This window comes from Shinella sp. S4-D37, from assembly GCF_040812195.1.
Taxonomy (GTDB): domain Bacteria; phylum Pseudomonadota; class Alphaproteobacteria; order Rhizobiales; family Rhizobiaceae; genus Shinella.
The window spans coordinates 1,246,748-1,272,033 of the sequence record NZ_JBFNXL010000005.1; the positions used below are offsets into that span (position 1 = coordinate 1,246,748).

General features: G+C 66.3%; 21 protein-coding genes and 1 pseudogene. 11 read left to right on the forward strand and 11 right to left on the reverse strand.

The window, feature by feature from the left end:
* Positions 1-21 precede the first annotated feature (21 nt).
* The 4 genes from AB3G45_RS13470 to AB3G45_RS13485 all read left to right on the forward strand — a co-directional run bounded on the left by AB3G45_RS13470 (position 22) and on the right by AB3G45_RS13485 (position 6,239).
* Positions 22-1,023: an ABC transporter ATP-binding protein gene (locus AB3G45_RS13470; protein ID WP_367831048.1), complete on the forward strand. Its 1,002-nt coding sequence runs from the start codon at positions 22-24 to the stop codon at positions 1,021-1,023.
* Between the two features lie 177 nt (positions 1,024-1,200).
* The gene (locus AB3G45_RS13475; RefSeq protein ID WP_367831049.1) at positions 1,201-2,460 is read left to right on the forward strand and encodes an efflux RND transporter periplasmic adaptor subunit; all 1,260 of its coding nucleotides are present in this window, start codon (positions 1,201-1,203) and stop codon (positions 2,458-2,460) included.
* An 11-nt stretch (positions 2,461-2,471) separates the two neighbouring features.
* Positions 2,472-5,609: a multidrug efflux RND transporter permease subunit gene (locus AB3G45_RS13480; RefSeq protein WP_367831050.1), complete on the forward strand. Its 3,138-nt coding sequence runs from the start codon at positions 2,472-2,474 to the stop codon at positions 5,607-5,609.
* 6 nt (positions 5,610-5,615) lie between these two features.
* Positions 5,616-6,239, forward strand: a complete 624-nt coding sequence (locus AB3G45_RS13485) for a TetR family transcriptional regulator (RefSeq protein ID WP_367831051.1) — start codon at positions 5,616-5,618, stop codon at positions 6,237-6,239.
* Here the strand turns inward: AB3G45_RS13485 and AB3G45_RS13490 are convergent.
* Genes AB3G45_RS13490 through AB3G45_RS13505 form a run of 4 tightly spaced genes read right to left on the reverse strand, consistent with a single transcriptional unit; the run spans position 6,231 to position 10,866 of the window.
* Positions 6,231-6,473, reverse strand: a complete 243-nt coding sequence (locus tag AB3G45_RS13490; RefSeq protein WP_367831052.1) for a hypothetical protein — start codon at positions 6,471-6,473, stop codon at positions 6,231-6,233. The genes AB3G45_RS13485 and AB3G45_RS13490 overlap by 9 nt on opposite strands.
* A gap of 1 nt (position 6,474) precedes the next feature.
* Positions 6,475-7,698, reverse strand: a complete 1,224-nt coding sequence (locus AB3G45_RS13495; RefSeq protein ID WP_367833575.1) for an aminomethyltransferase family protein — start codon at positions 7,696-7,698, stop codon at positions 6,475-6,477.
* 5 nt (positions 7,699-7,703) lie between these two features.
* Positions 7,704-9,260, reverse strand: a complete 1,557-nt coding sequence (locus AB3G45_RS13500) for a phytoene desaturase family protein (protein WP_367831053.1) — start codon at positions 9,258-9,260, stop codon at positions 7,704-7,706.
* On the reverse strand, positions 9,247-10,866 hold the full coding sequence (locus AB3G45_RS13505; protein ID WP_367831054.1) for a phytoene desaturase family protein: 1,620 nt from the start codon (positions 10,864-10,866) through the stop codon (positions 9,247-9,249). Before AB3G45_RS13505 ends, AB3G45_RS13500 begins: the two co-directional genes overlap by 14 nt.
* 142 nt (positions 10,867-11,008) lie before the next feature.
* Between AB3G45_RS13505 and AB3G45_RS13510 the strand changes: the two genes are divergently transcribed.
* From AB3G45_RS13510 to AB3G45_RS13520, 3 genes are read left to right on the forward strand one after another with little or no spacing between them, the layout of a single operon-like run.
* Positions 11,009-11,827, forward strand: a complete 819-nt coding sequence (locus AB3G45_RS13510; protein ID WP_367831055.1) for a methyltransferase domain-containing protein — start codon at positions 11,009-11,011, stop codon at positions 11,825-11,827.
* 41 nt (positions 11,828-11,868) lie between these two features.
* Positions 11,869-12,534 carry a TetR family transcriptional regulator C-terminal domain-containing protein gene (locus AB3G45_RS13515; RefSeq protein WP_367833576.1) on the forward strand — a complete coding sequence of 222 codons (666 nt, stop codon included), beginning with the start codon at positions 11,869-11,871 and terminating at the stop codon, positions 12,532-12,534.
* Between the two features lie 28 nt (positions 12,535-12,562).
* On the forward strand, positions 12,563-13,645 hold the full coding sequence (locus AB3G45_RS13520) for an ABC transporter substrate-binding protein (protein WP_367831056.1): 1,083 nt from the start codon (positions 12,563-12,565) through the stop codon (positions 13,643-13,645).
* A 165-nt stretch (positions 13,646-13,810) separates the two neighbouring features.
* On the opposite strand, the gene AB3G45_RS13525 is transcribed toward AB3G45_RS13520, so the two are convergent.
* The 3 genes from AB3G45_RS13525 to AB3G45_RS13535 are packed head-to-tail and all read right to left on the reverse strand — an operon-like array spanning position 13,811 to position 16,674.
* Positions 13,811-14,905, reverse strand: coding sequence for an ABC transporter ATP-binding protein (locus AB3G45_RS13525; protein ID WP_367833577.1), 1,095 nt, complete (start codon positions 14,903-14,905; stop codon positions 13,811-13,813).
* A gap of 30 nt (positions 14,906-14,935) precedes the next feature.
* Positions 14,936-15,760, reverse strand: coding sequence for an ABC transporter permease (locus AB3G45_RS13530; protein WP_367831057.1), 825 nt, complete (start codon positions 15,758-15,760; stop codon positions 14,936-14,938).
* Complete coding sequence (locus AB3G45_RS13535) at positions 15,757-16,674, reverse strand: ABC transporter permease (RefSeq protein WP_367831058.1); 918 nt, start codon at positions 16,672-16,674, stop codon at positions 15,757-15,759. Before AB3G45_RS13535 ends, AB3G45_RS13530 begins: the two co-directional genes overlap by 4 nt.
* A 261-nt stretch (positions 16,675-16,935) precedes the next feature.
* Between AB3G45_RS13535 and AB3G45_RS13540 the strand changes: the two genes are divergently transcribed.
* Entirely contained in the window at positions 16,936-18,360 is a 1,425-nt protein-coding gene (locus AB3G45_RS13540) for an aminotransferase (RefSeq protein WP_367831059.1), read from the forward strand.
* A gap of 55 nt (positions 18,361-18,415) precedes the next feature.
* On the opposite strand, the gene AB3G45_RS13545 is transcribed toward AB3G45_RS13540, so the two are convergent.
* The 4 genes and pseudogenes from AB3G45_RS13545 to AB3G45_RS13560 form a co-directional block, all read right to left on the reverse strand.
* Positions 18,416-19,615 carry an SRPBCC family protein gene (locus tag AB3G45_RS13545; RefSeq protein ID WP_367831060.1) on the reverse strand — a complete coding sequence of 400 codons (1,200 nt, stop codon included), beginning with the start codon at positions 19,613-19,615 and terminating at the stop codon, positions 18,416-18,418.
* Positions 19,616-19,779: 164 nt separating this feature from the next.
* Positions 19,780-20,010: a hypothetical protein gene (locus AB3G45_RS13550; protein WP_367831061.1), complete on the reverse strand. Its 231-nt coding sequence runs from the start codon at positions 20,008-20,010 to the stop codon at positions 19,780-19,782.
* A 200-nt stretch (positions 20,011-20,210) separates the two neighbouring features.
* Positions 20,211-21,000, reverse strand: a pseudogene (locus AB3G45_RS13555) (DUF1194 domain-containing protein).
* A 107-nt stretch (positions 21,001-21,107) separates the two neighbouring features.
* Positions 21,108-21,716, reverse strand: a complete 609-nt coding sequence (locus tag AB3G45_RS13560; RefSeq protein WP_367831062.1) for a TetR family transcriptional regulator — start codon at positions 21,714-21,716, stop codon at positions 21,108-21,110.
* A 107-nt stretch (positions 21,717-21,823) separates the two neighbouring features.
* Here AB3G45_RS13560 and AB3G45_RS13565 point away from each other — a divergent pair, with 107 nt between their 5' ends.
* The 3 genes from AB3G45_RS13565 (at position 21,824) to AB3G45_RS13575 (ending at position 25,251) form a co-directional block, all read left to right on the forward strand.
* Positions 21,824-22,315 carry a DUF1772 domain-containing protein gene (locus tag AB3G45_RS13565; RefSeq protein WP_367831063.1) on the forward strand — a complete coding sequence of 164 codons (492 nt, stop codon included), beginning with the start codon at positions 21,824-21,826 and terminating at the stop codon, positions 22,313-22,315.
* Between the two features lie 49 nt (positions 22,316-22,364).
* A complete protein-coding gene (locus AB3G45_RS13570; RefSeq protein ID WP_367831064.1) occupies positions 22,365-23,798 on the forward strand; it encodes an amidase in 1,434 nt (477 codons plus the stop codon).
* 253 nt (positions 23,799-24,051) lie between these two features.
* Complete coding sequence (locus AB3G45_RS13575; RefSeq protein WP_367831065.1) at positions 24,052-25,251, forward strand: DUF2778 domain-containing protein; 1,200 nt, start codon at positions 24,052-24,054, stop codon at positions 25,249-25,251.
* Positions 25,252-25,286 lie beyond the last annotated feature (35 nt).

The window sequence follows — 25,286 nt, forward strand, 5'->3', positions numbered from 1 at the left end:
ATTGCTTCAAGGGGATATCAGGTGGGCTCTCTTCAACTCAAATCCGTGCGCAAGTCTTTCGGCAAGGTCGACGTGATCAAGGGCATCGACCTCGACGTGAAGGACGGCGAGTTCGTCATCTTCGTCGGCCCCTCGGGCTGCGGCAAGTCCACGCTGCTGCGCATCATCGCGGGGCTGGAGGATGCGACCTCCGGCTCGATCACCATCGACGGCGCGGAAGTGGTGACCGTTCCGCCGGCAAAGCGCGGCATCGCCATGGTGTTCCAGTCCTACGCGCTCTATCCGCACCTGTCGGTCAAGGACAATATGGGGCTCGGCCTCAAGCAGGCCGGCGCGCCCAAGGCGGAGATCGAGGCGCGCGTTGACAAGGCCTCGGCCATGCTGTCGCTGGAAAACTATCTCGCCCGCCGCCCGGCGGAACTGTCCGGCGGCCAGCGCCAGCGCGTCGCCATCGGCCGCGCCATCGTGCGTGAGCCGAAGCTCTTCCTGTTCGACGAGCCGCTGTCCAATCTCGACGCGGCGCTGCGCGTCAACACGCGGCTGGAGATCGCCCGGCTACACCGCGAGCTGAAGGCCACCATGATCTACGTCACGCACGACCAGGTTGAGGCGATGACGCTGGCGGACAAGATCGTGGTGCTCGACGGCGGCGTCATCCAGCAGGTCGGCTCGCCGATGGAGCTCTACAACCGGCCGGCCAACCTCTTCGTCGCCGGCTTCATCGGCTCGCCGGGCATGAATTTCATCGCTGCGGAGCGCCTCGGCGTTACCGACGCGAAGACGGTCGGCGTGCGTCCGGAGCATGTCACCCTGTCGCGCGAGAGTGGCGAATGGCAGGCGAAGGCCGTGCATGTCGAGCATCTCGGCGCCGATACGATCGTCTATCTCGAATCGGAAAAGGTCGGCGCCTTCACCGCCCGCCTGTTCGGCGAACATCACTATGCGCCCGGCGATACCGTCTTCGCCACGCCGGCGGAAAACCAGATGCATCGCTTCGATGCAAATGGCCAAGCCATACGTTGAGGCCCCTCATCACAAGTCCGTGATCGGGGTGGATTGCGGCCTGCGGTGCCGTGGTCTACGATTGTCAAAGATCAGAAACTAACATACAGCGTTGTTTGTATGTTGCGATGCGGTGGTCCTGCGATCACCGCATCTTCATGTTTTCAGGACCCTGCCGCGCTTCGGGCGGCACCGCTTATGGAAGAACCCATGCGTTTCACGAGACCGATTTCGATTGCGACCTTCGGCGCCCTTTTGATTCTCGCCGGCTGTCAGGACGAGCAGGCGCCACAGGGCGGCTTTGCATTTCCGCCGCCGCAGGTGGCCGTCATCACCGTGAAGGCAGAGGACGTGCCGATCACCAACGACCTGCCGGGCCGCATCGCCGCGACCCGCACGGCGGAAGTGCGCCCGCGCGCGACCGGCATCGTCATCGAGCGCATCTTCGAGCAGGGCTCGCAGGTCAAGGTAGGCGACGTGCTCTACCGCATCGACCCCGCGCCTTTCCAGGTGCAGGTCGACAGCGCCGAGGCCACGCTGCGCCGCGCCAAGGCCGTCCAGGCCCAGGCGCGCAACACCGCCGAGCGCCAGGAGCAGCTGCGCAAGTCGAATGTTGCCTCCGCGCAGACCTATGACGACGCCGTCGCCCAGCTCGCGCAGGCGGACGCGGATGTCGCGATTGCCGAGGCGAGCCTAGCGACCGCCAAGCTCAATCTCGAATATACCGAGGTCAAGGCGCCGATCAGCGGCCGCATCGGCCGCGCGCTGATCACCGAGGGCGCCCTGGTTTCGGCCAACGGCACGGAGAACCTTGCGACGATCCAGCAGCTCGACCCGGTCTATGCCGACTTCACCCAGTCGGCGACCGACCTGATGCGCCTGCGCAAGGCGCTGGAAGACGGCGCGCTGATGGCCGACAACAATTCGGCCGACGTCAAGCTGATGCTCGACGACGGCTCCGCCTATCCGCATCCCGGCAAGCTCCTCTTCTCCGAAGCCGCCGTCGACGAGACGACCGGCCAGGTGACGCTGCGCGGCGAGTTCCCGAACCCGGACGACGACCTCCTGCCGGGCATGTATGTGCGCGTGCAGATCGAACAGGGCATCGAGAAGGGCGCCGTCGTCGTGCCGCAGCAGGCCGTCCAGCGCGACGCCTCGGGCAGCGCGCTCGTCTACGTCGTTTCGGCCGACAACAAGGCCGGCGTCCGCAACGTGCGCGTCGGCCGCGCCATCGGCACGAACTGGGTCATCACCGACGGCCTGAAGGACAGCGAGAAGATCATCGTCGAAGGATTCCAGAAGGTTCAGCCGGGCGGCGAGGTCGTGCCGGCAGAATGGGACCCGAACGCCGTGGCGAAGGCCGCCCAGCCGGCTGCCGAGGGCGGTGCCGCCGAAACCGGCGAGGCCGGCAAGGCGGAGGGCGGCGAGGATGCCGCCAAGGCCGAGCAGGCGAAGTGAGGACCTGAAGGATGCCCAGTTTTTTCATCGACAGGCCGATTTTCGCCTGGGTCGTCGCGATCTTCATCATGATCGCCGGGGCCATTTCCATCCCGCTTCTGCCGATTTCGCAGTATCCGGACGTGGCCCCGCCGCAGATTTCGGTCTCGACGAGCTATTCCGGCGCCTCCTCGCAGGACACCTACCAGAGCGTCACCAAGCTCATCGAGGATGAGCTGAACGGCGTCGAGGGCATGCTCTATTTCGAATCGACCTCGAGCGCCTCGGGCTCGGCCGAAATCAACATCACCTTCGCGCCGGGCACCGATCCGAGCCAGGCCTCGGTCGACGTGCAGAACCGCATCAGCCGCGTCGAACCGCGCCTTCCCGACTCGGTCCGTCGCCAGGGCGTGCAGGTGGAAGAGGCCGGCTCCGGCTTCCTCCTGATCGTCTCGCTCACCTCGACCGACGGCACGATGGACGCCATTGGCCTCGGCGACTATCTCAACCGCAACATCCTCAGCGAAGTCCAGCGCGTGCCCGGCGTCGGCCGTGCGCAGCTTTTCGCCACCCAGCGCTCCATGCGCGTCTGGCTCGACCCCGGCAAGATGCGCGGCCTCAACCTGACGGCGGCCGACATCACCGCCGCCGTGCAGGCGCAGAACGCCCAGATCGCCGCAGGCAGCATCGGCGCCCAGCCGAACCCGATCACCCAGCAGATCGCGGCCCCCGTCAACATCAAGGGCCAGTTGACGACGCCGGAAGAATTCGGCGCCATCGTGCTGCGGGCCAATGCGGACGGTTCGGCCGTGCGCCTGCGCGACGTCGCGCGCGTCGAAGTGGGCGGCGAGACCTATTCCTTCTCGACCCGCCTCAACGGCCAGCCTTCCGCGGCGATCGGCGTGCAGCTGTCGCCGAGCGGCAATGCCATGGAGACGTCGGAAGCCATCAAGGCGCGCATGGACGAACTGGCGAAGTTCTTCCCGCCGGGCCTCGAATATTCGATCCCCTACGACACCTCGCCCTTCGTCAAGGTGTCGATCGAGAAGGTTCTGCACACGCTGCTCGAAGCCGTCGGCCTCGTGTTCCTCGTGATGTTCCTGTTCCTGCAGAACATCCGCTATACGATCATCCCGACGCTCGTCGTTCCCGTCGCGCTGCTCGGCACCTGCGCCGTCATGCTCGCCATGGGCTTCTCGATCAATGTGCTGACCATGTTCGCCATGGTGCTCGCCATCGGCATCCTCGTCGACGATGCGATCATCGTCGTGGAAAACGTCGAGCGCATCATGTCGGAGGAGGGCCTGCCGCCCAAGGAGGCGACCCGCAAGGCGATGAAGCAGATCACCGGCGCCGTCATCGGCATCACGCTGGTGCTGGCCTCGGTGTTCATCCCGATGGGCTTCTTCCCCGGTGCGGTCGGCGTCATCTACCAGCAGTTCTCGCTGACGATGGTCGTCTCGATCCTGTTTTCCGCCTTCCTCGCGCTGTCGCTGACCCCGGCGCTCGCCGGCAGCTTCCTGAAGCAGGTTCCCAAGGGGCACCACCACACCAAGCGCGGCTTCTTCGGCTGGTTCAACCGCAGTTTCGACAAGACGTCGAGGAGCTACAGCGGCAGCGTCAGCTGGCTGATCCGCCGCACCGGCCGGGTCATGGTGATCTACCTCGCCATCCTGGCGGGCCTCGGCTACATGTTCGTAAAGCTGCCGTCCTCGTTCCTGCCGGACGAAGACCAGGGCTTTGTCATCGTCATGATGCAGCTGCCCTCGGAAGCCACCGGCCACCGCACCGACGAGGTGCTTGCCCAGACCGAAAGGATTTTTGGGCAGGAGCCGGCGGTCGATACCATTGTCGGCATCAACGGCTTCTCCTTCTTCGGCGCCGGCCAGAACGCCGGCCTTGCCTTCGTGACGCTGAAGGACTGGAGCGAGCGCGGGCCGGAGAATTCGGCGCAGGCGATTGCCGGGCGTGCCAGCATGGCCATGAGCCAGATCAAGGATGCGATCAGCTTCGCGCTGTCGCCGCCGCCGATCCAGGGTCTCGGCACGACGGGCGGCTTCTCGTTCCGCCTGCAGGACCGCGGCGGCCTCGGCCAGCAGGCGCTGTCGGCCGCGAGCGCCCAGCTCCTCGGCCTTGCCGCCCAGAGCAATGTGGTGGCGGGCGTGCGCGTCGAAGGCATGCCGGAAGCCGCGCAGGTCAACGTCGTGATCGACCGCGAGAAGGCCAACACCTTCGGCGTGACCTTCGCCGACATCAACTCGACGATCTCGACGAACCTCGGCTCGACCTATGTCAACGACTTCCCGAATGCCGGGCGCATGCAGCGCGTAACGGTCCAGGCGGACCAGAACGAACGCATGCAGGTGGCCGACCTGATGAAGCTCAACGTGCGCAACGCCTCGGGCGGCATGGTGCCGATCTCGGCCTTTGCGACCGCGGAGTGGACGATGGCGCCGACGCAGACCGTCGGCTACAACGGCTACCCGTCCATGCGCTTCAGCGGCGACACCAAGCCGGGATTCTCGTCCGGCGATGCGATCGCCGAGATGGAGCGGCTCGCCGCCCAGCTTCCGCCGGGCTTCGGCTATGAATGGACGGGCCAGTCGCTGCAGGAAATCCAGTCCGGCTCGCAGGCGCCGATCCTGATCGGCCTGTCGATCCTCCTGGTCTTTCTGTGCCTTGCGGCGCTCTACGAAAGCTGGTCGATCCCGTTCTCGGTCATCCTCGTCGTGCCGCTCGGCGTCATCGGCGCGGTCATCGCGGTCACCCTGCGCGACATGTCGAACGACGTGTACTTCAAGGTGGGCCTGATCGCGATCATCGGCCTGTCGGCGAAGAACGCCATCCTGATCATCGAGTTCGCCAAGGAGCTGATGGCGGAGGGCAAGTCGCTGCTGGAGGCGACGATCGAGGCCTGCCACCTGCGCTTCCGCCCGATCCTGATGACCTCGCTCGCCTTCACCCTCGGCGTCCTGCCGCTGGCGATCGCCACGGGCGCAAGCTCGGGCAGCCAGCGCGCCATCGGCACCGGCGTGATGGGCGGCATGATCACGGCCACGGTGCTCGCCATCTTCTTCGTGCCGATCTTCTTCGTCTTCGTGATGAAGCTGTTCGGCTACGGCAAGAAGGAGAAGGAGGAGACGGCTCCGGCGGAAAACCCGGCGGAGTAGGCCGCCATGCGCCGGACCAAGGCCGAGGCCGAGGAAACCCGCCAGCAGATCCTGCTGGCGGCGGAGAAGGTCTTCTACGAAAAGGGTGTCGCCCACGCCTCCATGGCGGATGTGGCGCGCGCCGCGGGGGTCACCCGCGGCGCCATCTACTGGCACTTCGCCAATAGGGCGGATCTCGTGCTGGAGCTCTACAACTCGCTGCCCATGCCGCAGGAGGACCTGATCGCCCGCGAGCTGGAGGCGGAGAATGCCGACGTCTTTGCCGTCCTGGAGCGGGTCGGGCGGGAATGGCTGGAACTGCTGGCCACCGACGAGCACCGCCAGCGCATCCTGTCGATCCTCCTGCGCTGCGATACGTCGGGCGAGTTCGCCGCCATCTCGGAGCGGCAGAACGATATAGACGACGAGCACATGCAGGCGCTGGAAGCGGCTTTCGCGAAGGCCGAGGGGCAGGGCAAGCTCGGCGCAGCCTGGACGCCGCGCTCGGCCGCCGCGATGCTGCGCTGGGTCATCAAGGGGCTCTGCTCGGAATGGCTGCTGTTCGGCCGCCGGTTCGATATCGCCTGCGAGGGCAAGGAGGCCCTGCGCCGCCTCTTCCTGACCTATGCGAGCCCGATGCCGTCACGCTGAGCGGAAGGCCTCGAGCCGCGCGATCCATTCCGCGCCGATCTGCCACCGCTCAAGCACCGAGACGGGATCCTCCGCGTCGAGCCGCGAGCAGATGCGATAGACCTCCAGCACCTCCGGCGCCATCTCGCCGCGCTGGCAGAAATACATCGCCGCAGCATAGCGCGCGCGCCCGGACCATTCGGCGCCGGGCGGGATAGTGATGATCTCCCAGTTGCGGCGGGTCTCCTCGTCCATGTCAGGTGAGGCCCGGCGGGCTCGCCGTGCGCCTTGCGAGCCTGACGAAGGGGCGCGGCACGATCTTCGCCCGCTTCATCAGCTTCTGGTATTTCAATTCCCGCATCGCATAGATCTCCACCCAGAGGTCCTCCGTGAACCTCGACCCGTAGGGCCGTTCGAGGCTGGCGATGGCGATGTTGCGCTTGGCCGTCGGCGACCAGATCGCGGCGGTGACGAGGCCCGCCTCGTGCTTTTTCCGATGATAGACGATGGCGTGCTCGGCGGGAATATTCCCTTCGATTTCAAGGCCGACGAGGATGTGCTTCAGAGATTGATTCCGCCGCGCGTCGAGGATCGCCCGGCGCCCGTTGAAGTTCGGCTTGTCCGGATCGACCAGCCAGTCGAGGCCGATCTCGTCGGGCATGCGCACCCGGTCGGCGCGCAGCGCTCCCTCGGCGGTGACGAAATCCGTATTGGCGACGATGAAGCCGGCCTCGATGCGCGCCTGGTTGAGCGCGCCGTAGCCGATGGCGCGAATCGTGTGCGGCGCGCCGGCGCGCCACAGCCGGTCCCACAGGGAGAGCGCCCGGGCGCGGGGCACGAAGAGTTCGTAGCCGAGATCGCCGGTGAAGCCGGTGCGCGAGATCGTCACCGCGCCGTCCTCGTGCGGGAAGGTGCCGATATGGAAGGGTTTCAACGCCTCCACGCCGGCAAAGCCCGCATCGCGCAGCACGGCGTAACTGGTCGGCCCCTGCAGGGCGAGGCCGGCGATCTCCTCCGTCTCCTCGTGGATCTCGACGGAAAAGCCGATGGCGCTGTCGAGGAGCCAGGGCAGGTGGCGTTCCTGGCAGCAGAGGCGGAATTCGCTCTCGCCGAGGCGGAAGAGCGTGCCGTCGTCGAGCACATGGCCGTGGTCGTCGCACCAGCCGGTGTAGTGCACGCGGCTCACGCCGAGCTTGCGCACGTCGCGCAGCGTCAGCCGGTTGAGGTAGCGCTCGGCGTCCGGGCCGGTTATGCGGTACTTCACCATCGGCGAGATGTCGAAGAGGGCGGCGGTGGAACGGATGGCGAAATATTCGAGCTCGCCGTCGAACAGCGCATGCGGCGCCTTGTAGCCCGCCCAGTTGTACCAGTCGTTGACCTCGCTCAGCGCCATCAGGCGTTCATGGAACGGGCTTTCGAGCCGCGGCGCGAGGATATGGTTGCGGGCGGCGCGGCGCAGGTCCGCGGCGGATTTCGTCATGGCGTTCATGCGCTCGCTCCCGAAAGGATGTGGCGGGCCGCGTTCCAGCCGGACAGGCCGGAAATGCCGCCGCCCGGATGCGCGCCGGCGCTCGCAAGGTAAAGGCCTTCGATCGGCGTGCGGTAGCCGGAGGCGGCGGCGGTCGGCCGGTTGACGAGGAGCTGGTCGGCCTGCAGCTCGCCGTGATGCCAGTGGCCGCCGGGCAGGTTGTACTCCGTCTCGATATCGACCGGCGTCATCAGGCTGGCCGCGACCACGGACTTTTCGAGGCCGGGCGCATGGCGCTCCAGCGTGTCGAGCACGATCTTGAGGAAGGCCGGCTTGCCGTTCTCCCAGCCTGCCTTGAGGCGATAGGGTGCATATTGCACGAGCGCCGAGAGCGTGCAGCCGCCGCTTGGCGCCAGGGACGGATCGGCAAGGCTCGGCAGCGTCACCTCCATGACGGGATCGCTGGAGAATTCGCCGTATTTCGCCGGGTTGAAGGCTTCCTCGACCTGCTCCATCGAGCGCACCAGCACGATGCGCCCGCCGTGCGCTTCCGCCGGCAGGCCGGCGAAATCGGGGATGCGGTCGAGCGCGAGGTCGAGCTTGGCGACATTGCCGTGGCTGCGCACGTTCTTGACCGAGCGCACGAAGCCGGTGCCGCTTTCGGCGGGATCGACGAGGTGGAGGAAGGTCGTCTGCGGGTGGATCGCCGAGACGACGACGGGGGCGGCGATCTCCGTGCCGTCGCCGAGGACCACGCCGCTCGCCCGGCCGCGATCGGCGAGGATGCGGCCGACGGGCGTGCCGCAGCGGATGGTAACGCCGGCCTTTTCCGCGGCGCGCAGGAAGGCGGGCGCGACACGCGCCATGCCGCCCGCCGGTACGAACTGGCCGCCGGCCTTGCCCGCGACCTCGCCGGTCAGGCGGTAGTAGAGGCCGAGCAGGGAGGTCGGCGAGCGGGGGCCGAGATGAATGCCGAGCGTCGCATCGAAGGCGAGGAGGCCCTTCAGCCGGTCGTCCGAAAGATATTCGTCGGCGACGTCGGCGACGTTCATCAGCAGCATGCGCAGGAAATCGCGTCCCTCGCTGCGCCCCTTGCGGATGAGGCCGAAGCCGGCGGAAGCGAAGGTGGAGAGGTCGCCGAGCGAGAGCGCGCCGATCTGCGGCGGGGGGCGGCGGAGGAACCGCTTCAGGATGCCGGCCTGGAAGACCAGCTTCGCGCGCAGCGCCGCGAAGGCCTCCGCTTCCCCGGGCGAGACGCCGTCGATGCGCTCGCCATAGGCGCCGTGCAGCACGGCGGCCTTTCCCGAGCCGTCGAGAACCGCCGTCGGCAGCAAGGTAGCGGCGCCGGCAAGGTCGAGGCCGATGTCGCGCGCCACGTCCGCATCGAGCCGGTTGACGAGATGGGCGAGGCCGGCGGAGCGGAAGCCGGGCGCGAATTCCCGGCCGCGCGTCGCCCCGCCCGGTTCGCTTGCCGCCTCCAGCACCAGGACCTTGCGGCCGCCCTTGGCGAGGCGCGTGGCGGCGGCAAGGCCGTTGTGGCCGGCGCCGATCACGATGGCATCAAATGACGTCATGGGCTTTGCTCATCTGTTCGGGGGAGCGCTTCAGGTCGCGCAGGATCTCGGCGGCGGCGTTGCGGCCGGGCGCGCCCATTACCCCGCCGCCCGGATGGGTGGAGGAGCCGCACATGTAGAGGCCGGATATCGGGCTGCGGTACTGGGCGTAGCCGGGCACGGGCCGATTGAAGAGGAGCTGGTCGAAGGTGAGCTCGCCCTGGAAGATGTTGCCCTCCGTCAGGCCCACCTCATTCTCGATCTCGCGCGGCGTGCGCACCTCCATATGCACGATGCGCTCGCGGAAGCCCGGCGAGTAGTCCGCGATCTGGCCGATCACCGTCTCTGCGAAGGCGTCGCGGTCGGCGTCCGTCCAGTCGCGGCCCTCAAGCTTCGGCGGGCAGTACTGCACGAAGCAGCTCATGAAGTGTTTTCCCGGCGAGGCCATGGTCGGGTCGAGCGTCGTGGGGATCACCATGTCGAGGAAGGGATCGGCCGACCAGCGGCCCGCCTTCCAGTCGTCATAGGCGCGCTCCATGCGCTCGATCGAATCGGTGAAATGCATGTCGCCGCGTATGCAGGAGGAGCCTTCCGGCAGGGCCGGGAACTCCGGCAGGCTGTCGAGCGCGATGTTCACCTTGCCGGAGGAGCCGCGCATCTTGAAATGCCTGACCCGGTGGACGAAGTCGCCGGGCAGCGTGTCCTCGTCGACGAGCTTCAGGAAGGTGCGCTTCACGTCGGCATTCGAGACGACGAGGTCGGCGCGCACCTCGTCGCCGTTGGCGAGCACGATGCCGGTGGTGCGGCCGCCGCGGGTGAGGATCTTGGCGACCTCGGCATCGGTGCGGATGGTGCCGCCGGAAGCCTCGAAGGAGCGGGCGAGGGCCTGCGTCACCGCGCCCATGCCGCCGCGCGCATAGCCCCAGGCGCCGACGGAGCCGTCTACCTCGCCCATATAGTGATGCAGCAGCACATAGGCGGTGCCGGGCGACATGGGGCCGAGCGCGGTGCCGATGATGCCCGAGAGCGCGAGATAGGCCTTGATGACGTCCGTCTCGAAATATTCGTCGAGGAAGTCGGAGATCGACATGGTCCAGAAGCGCAGCGTCTCGGCCATTTCCTGCGGGCTGAATTCGCCGAACTTCTTGGCGAGGTACAAGAATTCGGAGAGGTCGCGCGGGCGAAAACCGAAGGGGTCGGGGGCGGTGCGCATCAGGAGCGGCTGGATGAAGCGGCACTGGCGCGTCACGTCGCGGGCATAGCGCTCGTAGGCCTCGGCGTCGCGTTTCGAATAGCGTGCGAATTCGCGGCGATGGCTGTCGTGGTCGCGGTAGGAGGCGAGATAGTCGCCGTCGCGCGTGAAAACCGCGCCGCCCTCGTAGGCGATGACCTGGAGGCCGTGTTTCGGCAGCTCCAGGTCGCGCATGATCTCCGGCCGGAAGAGGGAGCAGACATAGGAACAGTTGGAATAGAGGAAGCCGGGCGTCAGCTCGCGGCTCGTCGCCGCCCCGCCGACCCAGCCGTTCTTTTCCACCACGAGGACATTGAGGCCGGCACGCTGGAGATAACAGGCCGTGACCAGCCCGTTGTGGCCGCCGCCGACGATCAGGGCATCGTACTTTTGCATTCTTGATGTCTCCCTTGTTTCTAAAAGCTGCATCAAAAGCAAAATGTTGTCCAGATATTCTGAATGATCATTCAGCAAGTATCTTGCAATCGCCTGATTATGCGCTAGAATTTCGAGCCAGGGAAAACGGGCCGGGAAAGCCATGACGGCAGCGGGTGAGCACGGTGCAGGCGCGGAGCCGGAATATGACGAGGCGGCGATCCGCTTCCTCGGCGTGATGTGGGGCGAGGGATACCTCTCGCCCGGCGGTCCGGCGGAGGTCGACCGCGTGCTTTCGGGCGTCGATCTTGCGGGGAAAAGCGTTCTCGATTTCGGCTGTGGGGCCGGCGGCATCACGCTGCATATCGCCAAGACCCATGGGTCGGCGGAGATCGTCGGCTATGACGTGGAGCAGCCCGTCATCGACCGGGCGCGGGCGGCTGCGGCAGGCGAGGGGCTTTCGGCCGTCGCGCGGTTCGTTTCCAGCCCGCCGGGCCGGCTGCCGTTCGACGACGGCGCATTCGACGTCGTCTTCTCCAAGGATGCGATGATCCATGTGCCGGACAAGGAGGCGCTGTTCGCCGAGCTTTTTCGCGTGCTGAAACCCGGTGGGGTTTTTGCCGCATCGGATTGGCTGATCGGCCATGACGGCGAACCGAGCGCGGACATGCAGGACTATATCGCCGCGGAAGGGCTCAGCTTCGGCATGGCCTCCGCGCAGCGATATCTCACGGCCATGGCGGCGGCGGGCTTTGCCGATGGCAGGGTGGAGAGCCGCAATGCCTGGTATCGCGAGGTGGCGCGCGGGGAACTGGCGCGGCTGCAAGGGCCGCTCCATGCCGAGGCGGTGGCGGCGGTGGGCGAGGCCTATGTGGCCAAGAACATCCGCACCTGGACGGCCATGCAGAAGGTTCTTGACAGCGGGGAGCATTGTCCGGCTCATCTGCGCGGCGTCAGGCCGGTCGCGGGAGTGCGCCCGTGAGCGTGACGATGCGCAATCCCAAGGGCAAGGTGGCGGTGAAGATGCGGGCAGGCGGGGCTGAACAGGGCTCGGGCGACGGCGAGAAGCGGGGGCGCAAGGCCTCCAAGGAGACGCGGCGGCAGCAGCTCGTCGAGGCGACGATCGATTCGCTTGCAAGGCGCGGCTATTCCGACACGACGCTCGCCGACGTCGCCGACGGCGCGGGCCTTTCCCGCGGCATCGTCAACTTCCATTTCGAGAGCAAGGAAAACCTGCTCATCGCCACGCTGCAGTTCATGTCCGAGGAATATGCGGACCACTGGAACGCGGCGCTGGAAAAGGCCGGGCCGGATGCGGCGAGCCGCGTCTGGGCGCTGGTTCATGCGGATTTCGACCGCAAGATCTGCACCAAGCGCAAGCTCGCCGCCTGGTGCGCCTTTTGGGGCGAGGCCAAGTCCCGGCCGACCTACCAGGCGCTGTGCGGCGCGCGCGACGTGAAATACCAGGAGACCGTGATCTCGCTCTGCACGGCGCTGAAGGCGGAGGGCGGCTATGCCTACGAGCCGGAGCCAACGGCGCTCTCGCTCTGCGCCATGCTGGAAGGCCTGTGGCTGCGCCTGATGATGGGCGACGGCACGACGCGGGAAAAGGCGCTGGAGGCGGCGATCGCCTTCGTCGTCACGACCTTCCCGAAGCATCTCACCTTGCAAGGACCACAATCACAATAGGGAACCCGAAACGGGGAAGGAGCACGGCATGAAGACTGCACACACGGCCAAACGCACGGGAATAGCGGCATTGGCCGCCTTCCTCGCCCTCGGCACCGCCCTTCCAGCCCTTGCCGCCGATACGCTCACGGTCTTCGACTGGTCCGGCTACGAGGACCCCGCCTTCCACCCCGCCTATACGGAAAAGCACGGCAATTCGCCGGATTTCTCGTTCTTCGGCGACGAGGAGGAAGCCTTCCAGAAGCTGCGCTCCGGCTTCAAGGCCGATGTCGCGCATCCCTGCGCGCAAAGCATCGTCAAATGGCGCGAGGCCGGGCTGCTGGAGCCGCTCGACACGTCCAGGCTCGCCGCGTGGAACGATATCCTGCCGGCCTTCAAGGACATGAAGAACCTGATGACCTCGGACGACGGCACGGCCTGGTTCCTGCCCTTCGAATGGGGCAATACGGTTCTGACCTACCGCACCGACACGGTGAAGCCGGAGGAGATCGCCTCGCTCAGGGCCTTCGCCGATCCGAAGTTCAAGGACCGCGTGTCGATCGGCGACAATGTCGATGATGCCTATGCGCTGGCGAGCCTTGCCATCGGCGTCAAGGACTGGGCGAGCCTGACGGACGCGCAGTTCGAGGAGGCCTCCGCCTTCCTGCGCGAGGTGCACAAGAACGTGCGGCTCTACTGGACCGACAATACCGATCTCAGCCAGGCGCTGGCGAGCGGCGAGGTCGATCTTGCCTGGGCCTGGAACGAGACGGCGACGACGCTGCAGGCCGAAAGCCAGCCCGTCGCCATCAAGAAGGACACCAAGGAGGGGCTGTCCACCTGGGTCTGCGGCTATTCGCGGCTGAAGGGCGCCGAAGGCAGCCCCGACCTTGCCTATGACTACCTCAACGCCGTCACCGATCCGGCCGTTGCGGCCTACATGGTCGAAAGCTGGGGCTACGGCCATTCCAACGCCAAGGGCATGGCCGCCGTCGACCCGAAGATCCTTGCCGACAAGGGCTATGCGGATGTCGAGGCCTTCGTCGCCAACACGCTGTTCCAGGCGCCGATCCCGACGGAGCTGCGGCAGAAGATGATCGCGGAGTTCGAGAAGATCAAGTCGGGGTATTGAGAGGGGGCGGCGGCCCCTCATCCCGCTGCCGCGACCTTCTCCCCGCAAGCGGGGAGAAGGAGGCTGCGGCGACGTCTTCATATTGATCGAAGGAAAGCCCTGCGGCACGGTTCCTTCTCCCAGCTTGCGGGGAGAAGGTGGCCGGCAGGCCGGATGAGGGGCCGCTCACACGCGCGTAACCGGCGGATCTTCCGCCAAAAGCACGAACGCCTCCGGATCATAGGCCAGCCGGATTTCTGCGCCGACCGGCAGGTCGTCCGCGCCGAAACTGTTCGTCTCGACCATGGAGAGCGGCTGTTCCAGTCCGTCCACGCCGACCGTCAGGTGGGTGACCTCGCCGAAATAGGCGCGGTTCTCGATGCGGCCGGCAAGCTCGTGCGGCGCGCGGTCGTCGTCCCACAGGAGCCGCAGCCGTTCCGGGCGGATGCCGACGGTGACATGGCCGTTGGCGGCGGCAAAGCCCTGCGGCTTGTCGAGATTGACCGCGCCGAAGCGGGCGGCGTCGACCGAGACGGCGTTGCCCTGTTCCCCCAGTACCTTCGCCTTCAGGAAATTCATGCCGCCGAGGAAATCGGCGACTTTTCGCGTGCGCGGGCGCTGGTAGATCTCCTTCGGGCTGGCGATCTGCGCGATGCGGCCGCCGAACATTACGGCGATGCGGTCGGAGAGCGCCAGCGCCTCATACTGGTCGTGCGTGACGAGGATGAAGGTGATGCCGACGGCCTTCTGCAGCGTGCGCAGCTCCACCTGCATCTCCTCGCGCAGCTTCTTGTCGAGCGCGGAGAGCGGTTCGTCGAGCAGCAGCACCTTCGGCCGCATGACGAGGGCGCGGGCGAGCGCCACGCGCTGGCGCTGGCCGCCGGAGAGTTCGTGTGCCTTGCGTTGGCCAAGGCCCGAGAGGCGCACCTGGTCGAGCGCGTCGCCGACCCGCTTCCTCTCGTCCTCCGCCGAAAGCTTCAGCCGCTTCAGCCCGTAGGCGACGTTTTCCGCGACGTCGAGATGGGGGAAGATGGCGTAGTTCTGGAAGACCATGTTGGTCGGGCGCTTGTTCGGCGGCAGCGCGAGGGAGGGCATCCCGTCGATGAAGATCTCGCCCGCCGTCGGCGTCTCGAAGCCGGCGATGGAACGCAGGAGCGTGGTCTTGCCGCAGCCGGACGGGCCGAGCAGCGAGAAGAACTCGCCTTCGCCGATGGTAAGCGAGACGTCGTCGAGCGCCTTGTAGATGCCGTAGAACTTCGACACGTTGGCGATCTCGATCATCGGGCGGTCGGCCATGGCGGGCTCCTGTTTCTAAGGCAGCGTGAATGCCATCTGCGTGCGGCGTTCGGCCCGGCGGCGCAGGATTTCGGCAAGGGTGAGCATCAGGATGGAGGCGACCAGCATGACGCTGCCGAGCGCCAGCACGCCCGGCAGCTTCGCCGCAAAGCGCAACTGCCCCCAGATATAGACCGGCAGCGTCGGCTCGGTGCCGGAAAGGAAGAAGGCGAGGATGAACTCGTCGAGCGAGATGGTGAAGGTGACGAGCAGGCTGGAGACGATGGCCGGCGCGACGACCGGCAGCGTGACGCGCCGGAACGTGCCGATCGCGGTCTCGCCGAGATCGTAGGAGGCTTCCTCCAGGCTGCGGTCGAAGCCCTCGAAGCCGGAGACCAGCACCGACATGGCATAGGGCACGCAGAACACCGTCTGGCCGAGGATGACCGTCACCAGCGACAGCTCGACGCCCATGGCGAGCACGATCATCAGGAGCGAGACGGCGACGATGATCTCCGGCAGGAAGAGCGGCGCCATGATGAGGCCTGCCGCCGCCTTCTGGCCACGGAAGCGGTAGCGCGTGATGGCGCGGGCGGCGCAGATGCCCAGCACGGTGGAGAGCAGCGAGACGGAGACGCCGACGACGAGGCTGTTCCAGGCCGCCTGCAGCATGACCGAATTGCCGGCGAGCGAGGCGTACCATTTTGTGGTGAAGCCGGCGAGCGGGAAGGTGGTCGTCGCCGCGTTGTTGAAGGAGAAGACCGGCAGAAGCAGGATCGGCAAGTAGAGGAAGAGGAAATAGAGCGCGACATAGGCCGGCAGGAACGGAAGAAAGCGCAGGCGCTGCATGAGGGGGCTCATCGGATCCTCCTGACGGCGGATTTCAGCGCGAACACGACGGCGGCGGCGGCCAGCGAGACGAGCACCATGGTGGTGACGGAGAGGGCCGCGCCGAGCGGCCAGTTGGCCGCCTTGCCGAACTGCGCCTGGATGGCGGTCGCGATCATCACGCCGTCCTTGCCGCCGACGAGGCGCGGCGTGACATAGTCGCCGACGGTCGGGATCATCACGATCAGGAAGGCGGAGATAATGCCGGGCAGCGAGAGCGGCAGGGTGATGCGCAGGAAGGCCTTGAGGCGGCTGTCGCCGAGATCGCGCGCCGCCTCGATCAGCGTGCGGTCGATCTTCTGCAGCGAGACGTAGATCGGCAGGATGGCGAAGGCCGCCCAGCTATGCACCAGCGTGAGCACCACGGCGTTGGAATTGTAGAGCAGCGAGGTCACCGGCTTGTCGATGAGGCCCATCGAGATGAGGCCGGTGTTCATGACGCCGCCATAGCCGAGGATGACCTTCCAGGACATGACGCGCAGAAGGTAGCTCGTCCAGCAGGGCACGGTGACGAGGAAGAGCCAGAGGTTCTTGTGCACCCCGCCGTGGAAGGAGATGAACCAGGCGATCGGATAGGAGAAGACGACGGTGACGATGCTGACCGTCAGCGAGATCCATAGCGAGCGGATGAAGAGGTCGCGGTAGATCGGCTCGGTGAGGGCCTGCCGGTAGTTCTCCAGCGTGAAGGTGCGGTCGATGTCGAGATAATCCTGGGTCCAGAAACTGTAGGCGATGACGATGAGGACCGGGAGGAAGAGCAGCGCCAGCGCATAGAGGAAGGTCGGCGATATCAGGGCGAGGCCGCGGGCCTCCTCGCTGCGCATCCAGGCCTTTCGCCTCCCGGGGGAGGGCGTGTCGGCAACTGCGCCGAACGCCGCCGCCGTCATCGGCCGAAGCTCCCGCGACGACAACTTTCATGGAGCGTGAGATTTCCCGTTCCCATGCGCTTTCGCCTTTTCGGCTTGGGGGCGCTCCGTCTCGGGCGCCCTCCTGTTCCCTGATCGACAGCATGCGCCGAAATCCTCGTTGAAATCAAGCCCCGTTTCTGCAATATTGATTGAACGAACATTCAATATGATATGGAAAAACGAAATCTTTCATATCGTTGTTCGAAAATTCTTTCTGATGAATAATCGATGGAGAGGGACATGGCGGCAATACCGAAGACGGCGAACGAGGACCTGCGTGCCGACGCGGCGGCCGGCGACGAGGTCACCCGGCTGGCCGAGCGCCATCTCGTGCAGCCCTGGCCGGTTTCCGGCTCCATCGGCGCGGAGGCGCGCGGGCGCATCGAGGCGGGCGAGGGCATCTACGTGACCGACGCCGCCGGCCGCCGGCTGATCGACGGGCCTGCCGGCATGTGGTGCGTCAATGCGGGGCACCGCAACAGGCAACTGGCCGACGTCATGGCGACGCAGGCGATGGAACTCTCCTACAATTCGCCCTGGTACACGACCAACGCGCCCTCCGCCGTGCTCTCCGCACGCCTTGCCGGGCATGCGCCCGAAGGGATCGACCATGTCTTCTACACGACCGGCGGCTCGTCGGCCGTCGAGACGGCGCTGCGCTTCATGCAGTTCGCCAACAATGTGAAGGGCCGGCCGGAGAAGAAGCTGATCGTCTCGCGCCAGGGCGGCTATCACGGCTCGACCTATCTCTCCGCCTCGCTCAACGGGCGGCCGCGCGACCATGACTGGATGGACAGCGCCGGCGATCTCGTCGTCAAGCTCTCCTGCCCCGATCCGTTCCGCCGGCCGGAGGGCATGAGCGTCGAGGCCTTCTGCGATTTCCTCGTGGAGGAGTTTTCCGCGGTCATCGAGGAGAGGGGGGCGGAGCGGATCGGCGCCTTCATCGCCGAGCCGGTCATGGCGTCGGGCGGGGTCATCGTGCCGCCGGCCGGTTACCTCAAGCGCATGCGCGAACTCTGCCGCGCCAACGACATCCTCTTCATCGCCGACGAGGTGGTGACCGCCTTCGGCCGCCTCGGCCACGTCTTCGCCTCGCAGGACGTCTTCGGCATCGACCCCGACATGATCACCTTCGCCAAGGGCGTGACGTCGGGCTATTTCCCGCTCGGCGGGGTGATGATCGCCGGGCGCCTCTTCGAGGAACTGCGCCGCTCGAACCATTCGGAGGCGATGTTCGCGCACGGGCTGACCTATTCCAGCCATCCGGTCGGCTGCGCGGTGGCGCTGAAGAACCTCGACATCCTGGAGGACGGGCTGCTCGACCATGCGCGCGCCGTCACCGACCATTTCCAGGCGAGCCTGAAGGCACTGGAGGAGCTGCCGCTGGTCGGCGAGGTGCGCGGCCTCGGCCTGATGGCCTGCGTGGAATGCGTCGCCGACCGGGTCAGCAAGAACCCGCTGACCCTCGATCTGGAGGTCGGCAAGCGCATCGACCGGCATTGCCAGGAACTCGGCCTCCTGGTGCGCCCGCTCATCAACATGTGCGTGATGTCGCCGCCGCTCACCATCACCACGGCCCAGATCGACGACATCGCGGCGATCCTGCGCCGTGGCATCGAGCTGACGATGGACGACCTGGTGCGCGAAGGGCTCTGGAAGGGGTGAGGGGGGAGGAATTGGGCAGTAGCCAATGGGCAGTAGGGAGGAATATTCCTACTGCCTACTGCCTACTGCCTAAATCCCTGTTCACCGCATCCATATCCTTCTCCTCCGGCGCCTCCTTCAACGTCACCACCGGCAGCACCTTGCGCAGGTGATCGTGATGGGTGCGCACGCCGTATTCGAGATCGGAAAGGTAGAAGCCGGCAAAGGCGTTGGAGGTCATCGCCTCGTTCGACCAGACGGTGAGCTGGACGTCCTCGGCCTGGGTGTCGCGGTCGATGCGCAAGGCGAGGTAGCGGGCGAGGCGATGGGCGCGCTCCTCCTGCCTGTAGCGATAGATGCCGCCGCGCAGCAGCGTCCGGCCGACGCCGAGTGGGAATTCCTGGTAGAACTGCACGGTTTCCGGCGTGACGGCGATGACGGCGTTGGGGAACAGGCCGAAATAGATCCAGGCCTTGCGCAGCCGTTCGGGCAGCGCCCGGTTCTCCGGCGAGATCTTCACATAGTTGCGCACGCTCCAGCGCCGGCCGGCATGCGGGTTGTAGGTGGCGAAGGAGCGGCAGAGGCCGTCGACGAAGGGCTCGTCGTAATAGGTCGAGCCGTAGAGGTCCTGCAAAGCGGGGTGGGCCATGGCGACGTGGTAGCCCTCGTTGTCGACATCGCGCACGGACTTCCAGTTGACCGGCGTCTCCTGGGTCCAGATGTCGCCGGTCGGCACCATCTCTTCCGCGCGGTAATGCGCCAGCTCCTCCTCGAAGGGCTTCATCAGGTCGGCGACGGACGGCTGCGGGCCGGGTGCGAAGCGGATGAAGACGAAACCCTGCCAGACCTCGCATTCCAGCGCCTTCAGCGCGAATTCGTCCTTGTCGAGCGGCGGGAAGCTTTTCGGGCGGGCGGCGCCGCGCAGCGTGCCGTCGAGATTGTAGACCCAGCCGTGGAAGGGACAGACCAGTGCGTTGCGGCAGCTGCCCTTCTCGTCGGCGACGAGGCGCGAGCCGCGATGGCGGCAGATGTTGTGGAAGGCGCGCACCGCGCCGTCCTGCCCGCGCAGGATGAGCGCGCGCTCGCCGACGACGTCCATGGCGAGGTAGTTGCCGGGCTCGGGAATGTCGGAGACATGGCAGGCGATCTGCCAGTGCTCGCGGAAGACATGCTGCTTCTCCAGTTCGAGGAGGGCGGGGCTGTGATAACACCAGCCGGGAAGTCCGCTCCTGTCCCAGTCGTTCGGAACGCTGATATCGCGGATCATCTCGTTCATGTCGCTCCCCATTATTTTGCTGAACGTTCATTCAATATAAGCACGATTTTCCTTGAAAAGGAATAGGTTGCGAACGATGTGTGTTTTCAGGATGGCAAAACCCCGGCCGCGAAGCGACCGGGGGAGGGATGGTTTGCGGGGAAAAATCGCGCCGGCGCCGAGGCTTAACGGCAGACCTTCACGCGCTTGTAGACGACGTGGCCCCACTTGTTGTAGCGCTTGATCTTCTTCCAGAAGCAGTGGCGGTGATGGCCGTAGTAGTGGCTGACATAGCCGTGGTGATGGCCGCCCCAGCCATGGCCGAAGCCGATGTAGAAGCCGCCGGCCTGCGAGGGGGCGGCGAAGGATACCGCTGCGATGGTCGCGACAACGGCGGACATGATGAACTTGCGCATTTCAGTCTCCTCTCTACCAGTCGATGGACGAACCATTTCATCCAGTAGGGTGACTGTCGCATGCGGGACCGGGCGGCGCTGTTTCGGATGGAACAGGTCCTAGAGTCTGTCAGGTTCATTCTGAATCTGACAGACTCTGGATTTCTTTGTTTTCGTTTGTCTCTTCGGGAAAACCGGTTCCCACTTTTCCCTGACAAACTCTAGCGGTCGAGTTCGGGGTAGAAGCGCTCCATGTAGCTCGGCCTCAGTTTTTCGCCGATCAGGCAGTCGGCCGGCGCGCCGGCGACGGGGATGAGGCGGGCGGGCGGCTCGATGCCGCTGACTTCGAGGATCAGCTTGCGGCGGATGGCGATGGCGAAATCCTCCGGCTCCTGCACGGGCAGGACGAAGGCGCCGGGGCCGCCGATGACGCAATTGGCATAATAGTCGTCGAGCGAACCGTAGGCGGCCGACGGGCGGATCATGATGGCAAGGCCGTTGATGATGATGCCGAGCGCGGTCGCCGCGTCGCGTGCGGGGGGTGACGGGCGGGCCGAAATTGTTCGGGCCGTCGCCGGAAACGTCGATGACGCGGCGCAGGCCGCTATAGCCGTTGGCATCGAAGAGTTGCGCGCCATAGACGATGGCGCCCGAGATCGACGTGCCGCGGCGCGTGGAGATCGGCCGGGCTTCCAGTCGGGCGGCGAAGGCATCCGCATCCTCGCGCCCGGAGATGATCTGCCACGACACGAAGGAGTCCTCGCGGATCGTGCCCGCCCATTCGAAATAGCTGATGGCGATGCGGCCGGTCAGGCCGTCGCGCACGGCATTGATGAAGTCGGGATGGCGCAGGGCATCGACATAGCCGGCGCGCTGCACCTGCGCCTCCTCGATATCCATGGAGCCGGAGACGTCGACCGCCAGCACCAGTTCCACATCCACTTCAAGGTCCGCGGCGGCAAGTTCCGCGCCGGGCATCAGGCTTATCAGCAAGGCAAGCGTCGTCAGCATGACCATCACCCCTCCGCGCATCCGGAATGGGAGAAAATGTATCACGGCCGGCGGGCGGGAAGGGCATGCGCTCTTCAAAAATCGGTGATGGCGCGGCGCTCGGCCGGCTACGGCGCCGTCAGTTCGCGGATCGCCATGCGCTTGTAGGCCTCGACCAGCCGGTCCCCCTCCGCCCGGTCGACCGAGACGGCGAGCCGCATCGTCGCTTCGCCGAGATGCATGACGAGGAGGGCGGTCGCCTCGATCCGGGCGGGATCGGCCTGCGGGCGCAGCATCTGCAACCGGGCGGCGAGCAGGGCGCCGTTGCGGCGGCTCTCCGCCACCTCCATGGCCCGCAGCGCGCCGTCCGCCTGCACGGCCGACCAGATGTCGCGGATGACCGGTTCGGCGAGGAACATCCCGTAATAGGTGTCGACCAGGCTGGCGAAGGCGCCGGCGAGCGCCTCCATGCTTGCCGCGGCGGCGAGGCCCTCGGCGATGCAGGCGCGACTTTCCTCGTTGCTGCGCTCCGCCAGCGCGCGCACCACGGCGCTCTTGTCGGGAAAATACTGGTAGAGCGAGCCGATGGAGATGCCGGTGCGCTGGGCAAGCTCGCTCATGCGCAGGGCGTCGCTGCCCGCCTTCGCGATCATGTCCGTCGCCGTGGCGAGGATGGCGCCCACCCGTTCGCGGCTGCGTTTCTGGCTCGGTGCGCGGCGCATCTGTGGTTCGCTCATCGTTCTTCCGGGGCGGGTGCGAGGGGTTTCCGATTGGGCTTGACAAATACGAGGATTTCTCACATTTTGCAAATATGAGGATTACTCATATTCAGGAGGACCCGAGCATGGCAAGCGCCTTTCCCATCCTGACCTTCCTTGCCGTTCTCGCCGCGGCGCTGAATGCCGGGCTGTTCTTCATCTTCTCGGTCTGCATCATGACGGCCCTCGCGCGCCTGCCGCCGGCGGAAGGGGCGGCGGCGATGAACGCCGTCGATGCCGTCATCCAGAACGCGTGGTTCTTCTCCGCCTTCCTCGGCGCCGCGCTGCTCTCGCTGGTGCTGGCGTTCCTCGGCTTCCTGCTGGGCGGGGCGGGCGGGGTGATGGCCGCGACGGGCGGCATCGTCTTCCTTCTCGCCGTCCTCGGCGTGACGATCCTCTTCAACGTGCCGCTCAACGATGCGCTGGCCGCCGCGCCCGCCGGCAGTGCCGAACAGGCGGCCCTCTGGCAGCGCTACCTCGACGTCTGGACGATGTGGAACCATGTGCGCACGCTCGGCTCGCTCGTCGCCGTCGGGCTTTTTGCGCTCGCCTTCCGCCAGGGCGTCCCGCCCGGCTAGGGCGGGCTGGCGCTCCTTCCTTCCGCCTGCTAGCTCTGTGGCAAGACGAATGCCGGAGCCGACCTTGCAGGACATCATCGACCTTTCCGCCCTTGCCCTTTCCGCCGCCATCGCCGAGCGCCGGCTCGATTGCCGCAGCGTCATGGCGGCCTACCTTTCCCGCATCGAGGCGATCAATCCGCGCCTCAACGCCATTGTCAGCCTGCGCCCGGCGGACGCGCTCCTGGCCGAGGCGGAGGAGGCGGACCGGGCGCTTGCGGCAGGGGACTATCGCGGCTGGCTGCACGGCATGCCCTTCGCGGTGAAGGACCTTTCCGAGGCGAAGGGCATCCTCTGCTCCTTCGGCTCGGCCAATTACGCGGATTTCGTGCCCGACTACGACGACATCCATGTCGAGCGCATCCGCGCGGCCGGCGCCATCGTCATCGGCAAGACCAACGCGCCGGAAATGGGCCTCGGCTCGCACAGCTACAACCCGGTCTTCGGCGTCACGCGCAATCCCTACGATACGGGCAAGAGCGCCGGCGGTTCCTCCGGCGGGGCTGCGGCGGGGCTGGCGGCCCGGCTGCTGCCGGTCGCCGACGGCAGCGACATGATGGGCTCGCTGCGCAATCCCGCCGCCTTCAACAATGTCGTCGGCTTCCGCCCGTCCTTCGGCCGGGTGCCCTCGCTCAACACCGAGCTTTTCCTCGGCCAGCTTGCCGTCAACGGCCCGATGGGCCGTAGCGTCGCCGATGTCGCCGCTCTCCTGGCGACGCAATCCGGCTACGATCCGCGCGACCCGCTGTCGCTTGCCGGCGAAGGGCTTGCGTTCGATGCCGACCGCGACCTTTCCGGCGCCCGCATCGGCTGGCTCGGCGATTTCGGCGGCTACCTTCCCTTCGAGCCCGGCGTGCTGGAACTGTGCCGCGCCTCGCTCGACGTCTTCCGGCGGCTCGGATGCCGCGTGGAGGAGGTGCCCCCGGGCTTCGACATGGCGCGGCTCTGGCAGATCTGGCGCACGCTGCGCCATTTCCTCGTCGCCAACGGCCAGGCGGCCGATTATGCCGATCCGGTCCGCCGCGCGCGCATGAAGCCGGAGATGATCTGGGAGATCGAGAACGGCCAGAGCCTTTCTGCGGCCGAGGTCTACGCCGCCTCGCTCGGCCGCAGCGACTGGCTGCGCCACGTCACGGGCCTGTTCGATACTTACGATTTCCTGGTCCTGCCCTCCGCCCAGGTCTTCCCGTTCGAAGCCGGGCTCGACTGGCCGAAGGCGATCGCCGGGCGGGCGATGGACACCTATCACCGCTGGATGGAGGTGGTGATCGGCCCGACGCTGGCCGGCCTTCCCGTCGCCGCCATGCCGGCGGGTTTCAGCGCGGGCGGGTTGCCCGCCGGCATCCAGATCGTCGGCCGGCCGCGGGCCGACCGCGACGTGCTGGCCGTCGCCGCGCGCTACGAGGCGGCCACCGAATGGCTCGCCCGGCATCCCCAGCTCTAGGGATACGGGCGGCCCGGACACGCCAGCGCCGCATTCTCGTGACAGGCAGCCTTGCCGGATGTCGAGGGCAGTCCGGTGGACTCCTTCAAAAACGCGAGGCGCCGTTTAGGAATTGCTTACCATATTTCGTCATTCTTTGCTCGTTCGGCAGAAGCCCGGGACGCGTGGTCCCGCCGCCTGCCGCAAGCGTAACGGCTTTCGGAGCGTGTTTTCCGCGGCCGCGTCGAGTAACGAGTATCGGGTAACGAGTATCATGGCGTCTGTATACAGTTCCGCGCGTTCCGCGTCGAAATCCCGTCGGGGTCGCTCCGGCGGCATCCTTCTCAGCGCTTTGCTGGCCTGCGGCGTCGTCGCGGGATCGGCCTTCGCCCTCGTCTCGACGCTTGGCAGCATGCAGGAAGCGGCATCCTCCCTTTCCGAAGGCAGGAAGATCATCACCGCCTCGCTGCACGGCAAGCCCGCCATGCGGAAGACGGAACATGCCGAGCGCATGGTGAAGGTCGCGAAATTTTCGCGTCTCTCGCAGCCCTCGGAAAGCGAATTGCGCCAGAAGCAACTGACGGCCGCGGCGATCCAGGTCGCCCACCAGCGCAGGATCTCCATCGAGCTTGCCGCCGCCGTCAAGCGCGAGAAGGCCAAGGCCGCGATGATCGAGGCGGCCGTCGCCCGCGCCGAGCGCTCCGTCGAGGACGAGAAGCGGCTCACCGGCCAGCCGGTCATGGTGACCGCGCTCGTGGAGGACGTTTCCGCCCGCAAGGACATCCAGCCCTTCGGCCTCGTCATGCCAAAACCGGAGGAAGAGGAGGAAAATCTCCTCGGCGAGATCCCGCTGCCGGAAGCAAGGCCCGCGCTGGAGACGGTGACGATCGAAAAGCCGGCGGTCGAGGAAAAGCCCGTCGCCCGCAGCCGGCGCGAGAAGGCGAAGGACAAGGACAAGGAGAACGTCGCCCTCGTCAGGCCCGAGCGCTCGCTGTTCGGCGACCTTTTCAAGAACAAGGGCGGCAGCGGCACCGGCTGGCCGGGCCGCGGCACGAAGGTCGCGATCTACGACGTCTCCAACGCGACGGTCTACATGCCCGACGGCACGAAGCTGCGCGCCCATTCCGGCATCGGCAAGATGCGCGACAATCCGCGCTACGAGCACGTCAAGATGAGCGGGCCGACGCCGGCCGGCACCTACCGCCTGAAGATGCGCGAGCGGCGCTTCCACGGCGTCGAGGCGATCCGCATGACGTCGATCGACGGGCGCGACCCGAAAAACCGCACGGGCCTCCTGACGCATACCAATCTCCTGCGCGGCCAGAAGGGCTCGCACGGCTGCGTCGCCTTCCAGAACTACGAACCGTTCCTCAACGCCTTCAAGCGCGGGCATATCACCATGATGGTCGTAGTGCCGGAGCTGCCATCCTCGCGCAACCAGCTTGCCGCGCTCTACCGCAAGGCCGGCGCCTGATTGCTCTCATGGTGGGGTGTCACCGGACACGATAA

Bases quoted from the DNA above. Each gene is read 5' to 3' on its own strand.
- AB3G45_RS13475 (WP_367831049.1), top strand. From the start codon at position 1,201: ATGGAAGAACCCATGCGTTTCACGAGACCGATTTCGATTGCGACCTTC.
- AB3G45_RS13480 (WP_367831050.1), top strand. From the start codon at position 2,472: ATGCCCAGTTTTTTCATCGACAGGCCGATTTTCGCCTGGGTCGTCGCG.
- AB3G45_RS13485 (WP_367831051.1), top strand. From the start codon at position 5,616: ATGCGCCGGACCAAGGCCGAGGCCGAGGAAACCCGCCAGCAGATCCTG.
- AB3G45_RS13490 (WP_367831052.1), bottom strand. From the start codon at position 6,473: ATGGACGAGGAGACCCGCCGCAACTGGGAGATCATCACTATCCCGCCC.
- AB3G45_RS13495 (WP_367833575.1), bottom strand. From the start codon at position 7,698: ATGACGAAATCCGCCGCGGACCTGCGCCGCGCCGCCCGCAACCATATC.
- AB3G45_RS13500 (WP_367831053.1), bottom strand. From the start codon at position 9,260: ATGACGTCATTTGATGCCATCGTGATCGGCGCCGGCCACAACGGCCTT.
- AB3G45_RS13505 (WP_367831054.1), bottom strand. From the start codon at position 10,866: ATGCAAAAGTACGATGCCCTGATCGTCGGCGGCGGCCACAACGGGCTG.
- AB3G45_RS13510 (WP_367831055.1), top strand. From the start codon at position 11,009: ATGACGGCAGCGGGTGAGCACGGTGCAGGCGCGGAGCCGGAATATGAC.
- AB3G45_RS13515 (WP_367833576.1), top strand. From the start codon at position 11,869: ATGCGGGCAGGCGGGGCTGAACAGGGCTCGGGCGACGGCGAGAAGCGG.
- AB3G45_RS13520 (WP_367831056.1), top strand. From the start codon at position 12,563: ATGAAGACTGCACACACGGCCAAACGCACGGGAATAGCGGCATTGGCC.
- AB3G45_RS13525 (WP_367833577.1), bottom strand. From the start codon at position 14,905: ATGATCGAGATCGCCAACGTGTCGAAGTTCTACGGCATCTACAAGGCG.
- AB3G45_RS13530 (WP_367831057.1), bottom strand. From the start codon at position 15,760: ATGAGCCCCCTCATGCAGCGCCTGCGCTTTCTTCCGTTCCTGCCGGCC.
- AB3G45_RS13535 (WP_367831058.1), bottom strand. From the start codon at position 16,674: ATGACGGCGGCGGCGTTCGGCGCAGTTGCCGACACGCCCTCCCCCGGG.
- AB3G45_RS13540 (WP_367831059.1), top strand. From the start codon at position 16,936: ATGGCGGCAATACCGAAGACGGCGAACGAGGACCTGCGTGCCGACGCG.
- AB3G45_RS13545 (WP_367831060.1), bottom strand. From the start codon at position 19,615: ATGAACGAGATGATCCGCGATATCAGCGTTCCGAACGACTGGGACAGG.
- AB3G45_RS13550 (WP_367831061.1), bottom strand. From the start codon at position 20,010: ATGCGCAAGTTCATCATGTCCGCCGTTGTCGCGACCATCGCAGCGGTA.
- AB3G45_RS13560 (WP_367831062.1), bottom strand. From the start codon at position 21,716: ATGAGCGAACCACAGATGCGCCGCGCACCGAGCCAGAAACGCAGCCGC.
- AB3G45_RS13565 (WP_367831063.1), top strand. From the start codon at position 21,824: ATGGCAAGCGCCTTTCCCATCCTGACCTTCCTTGCCGTTCTCGCCGCG.
- AB3G45_RS13570 (WP_367831064.1), top strand. From the start codon at position 22,365: ATGCCGGAGCCGACCTTGCAGGACATCATCGACCTTTCCGCCCTTGCC.
- AB3G45_RS13575 (WP_367831065.1), top strand. From the start codon at position 24,052: ATGGCGTCTGTATACAGTTCCGCGCGTTCCGCGTCGAAATCCCGTCGG.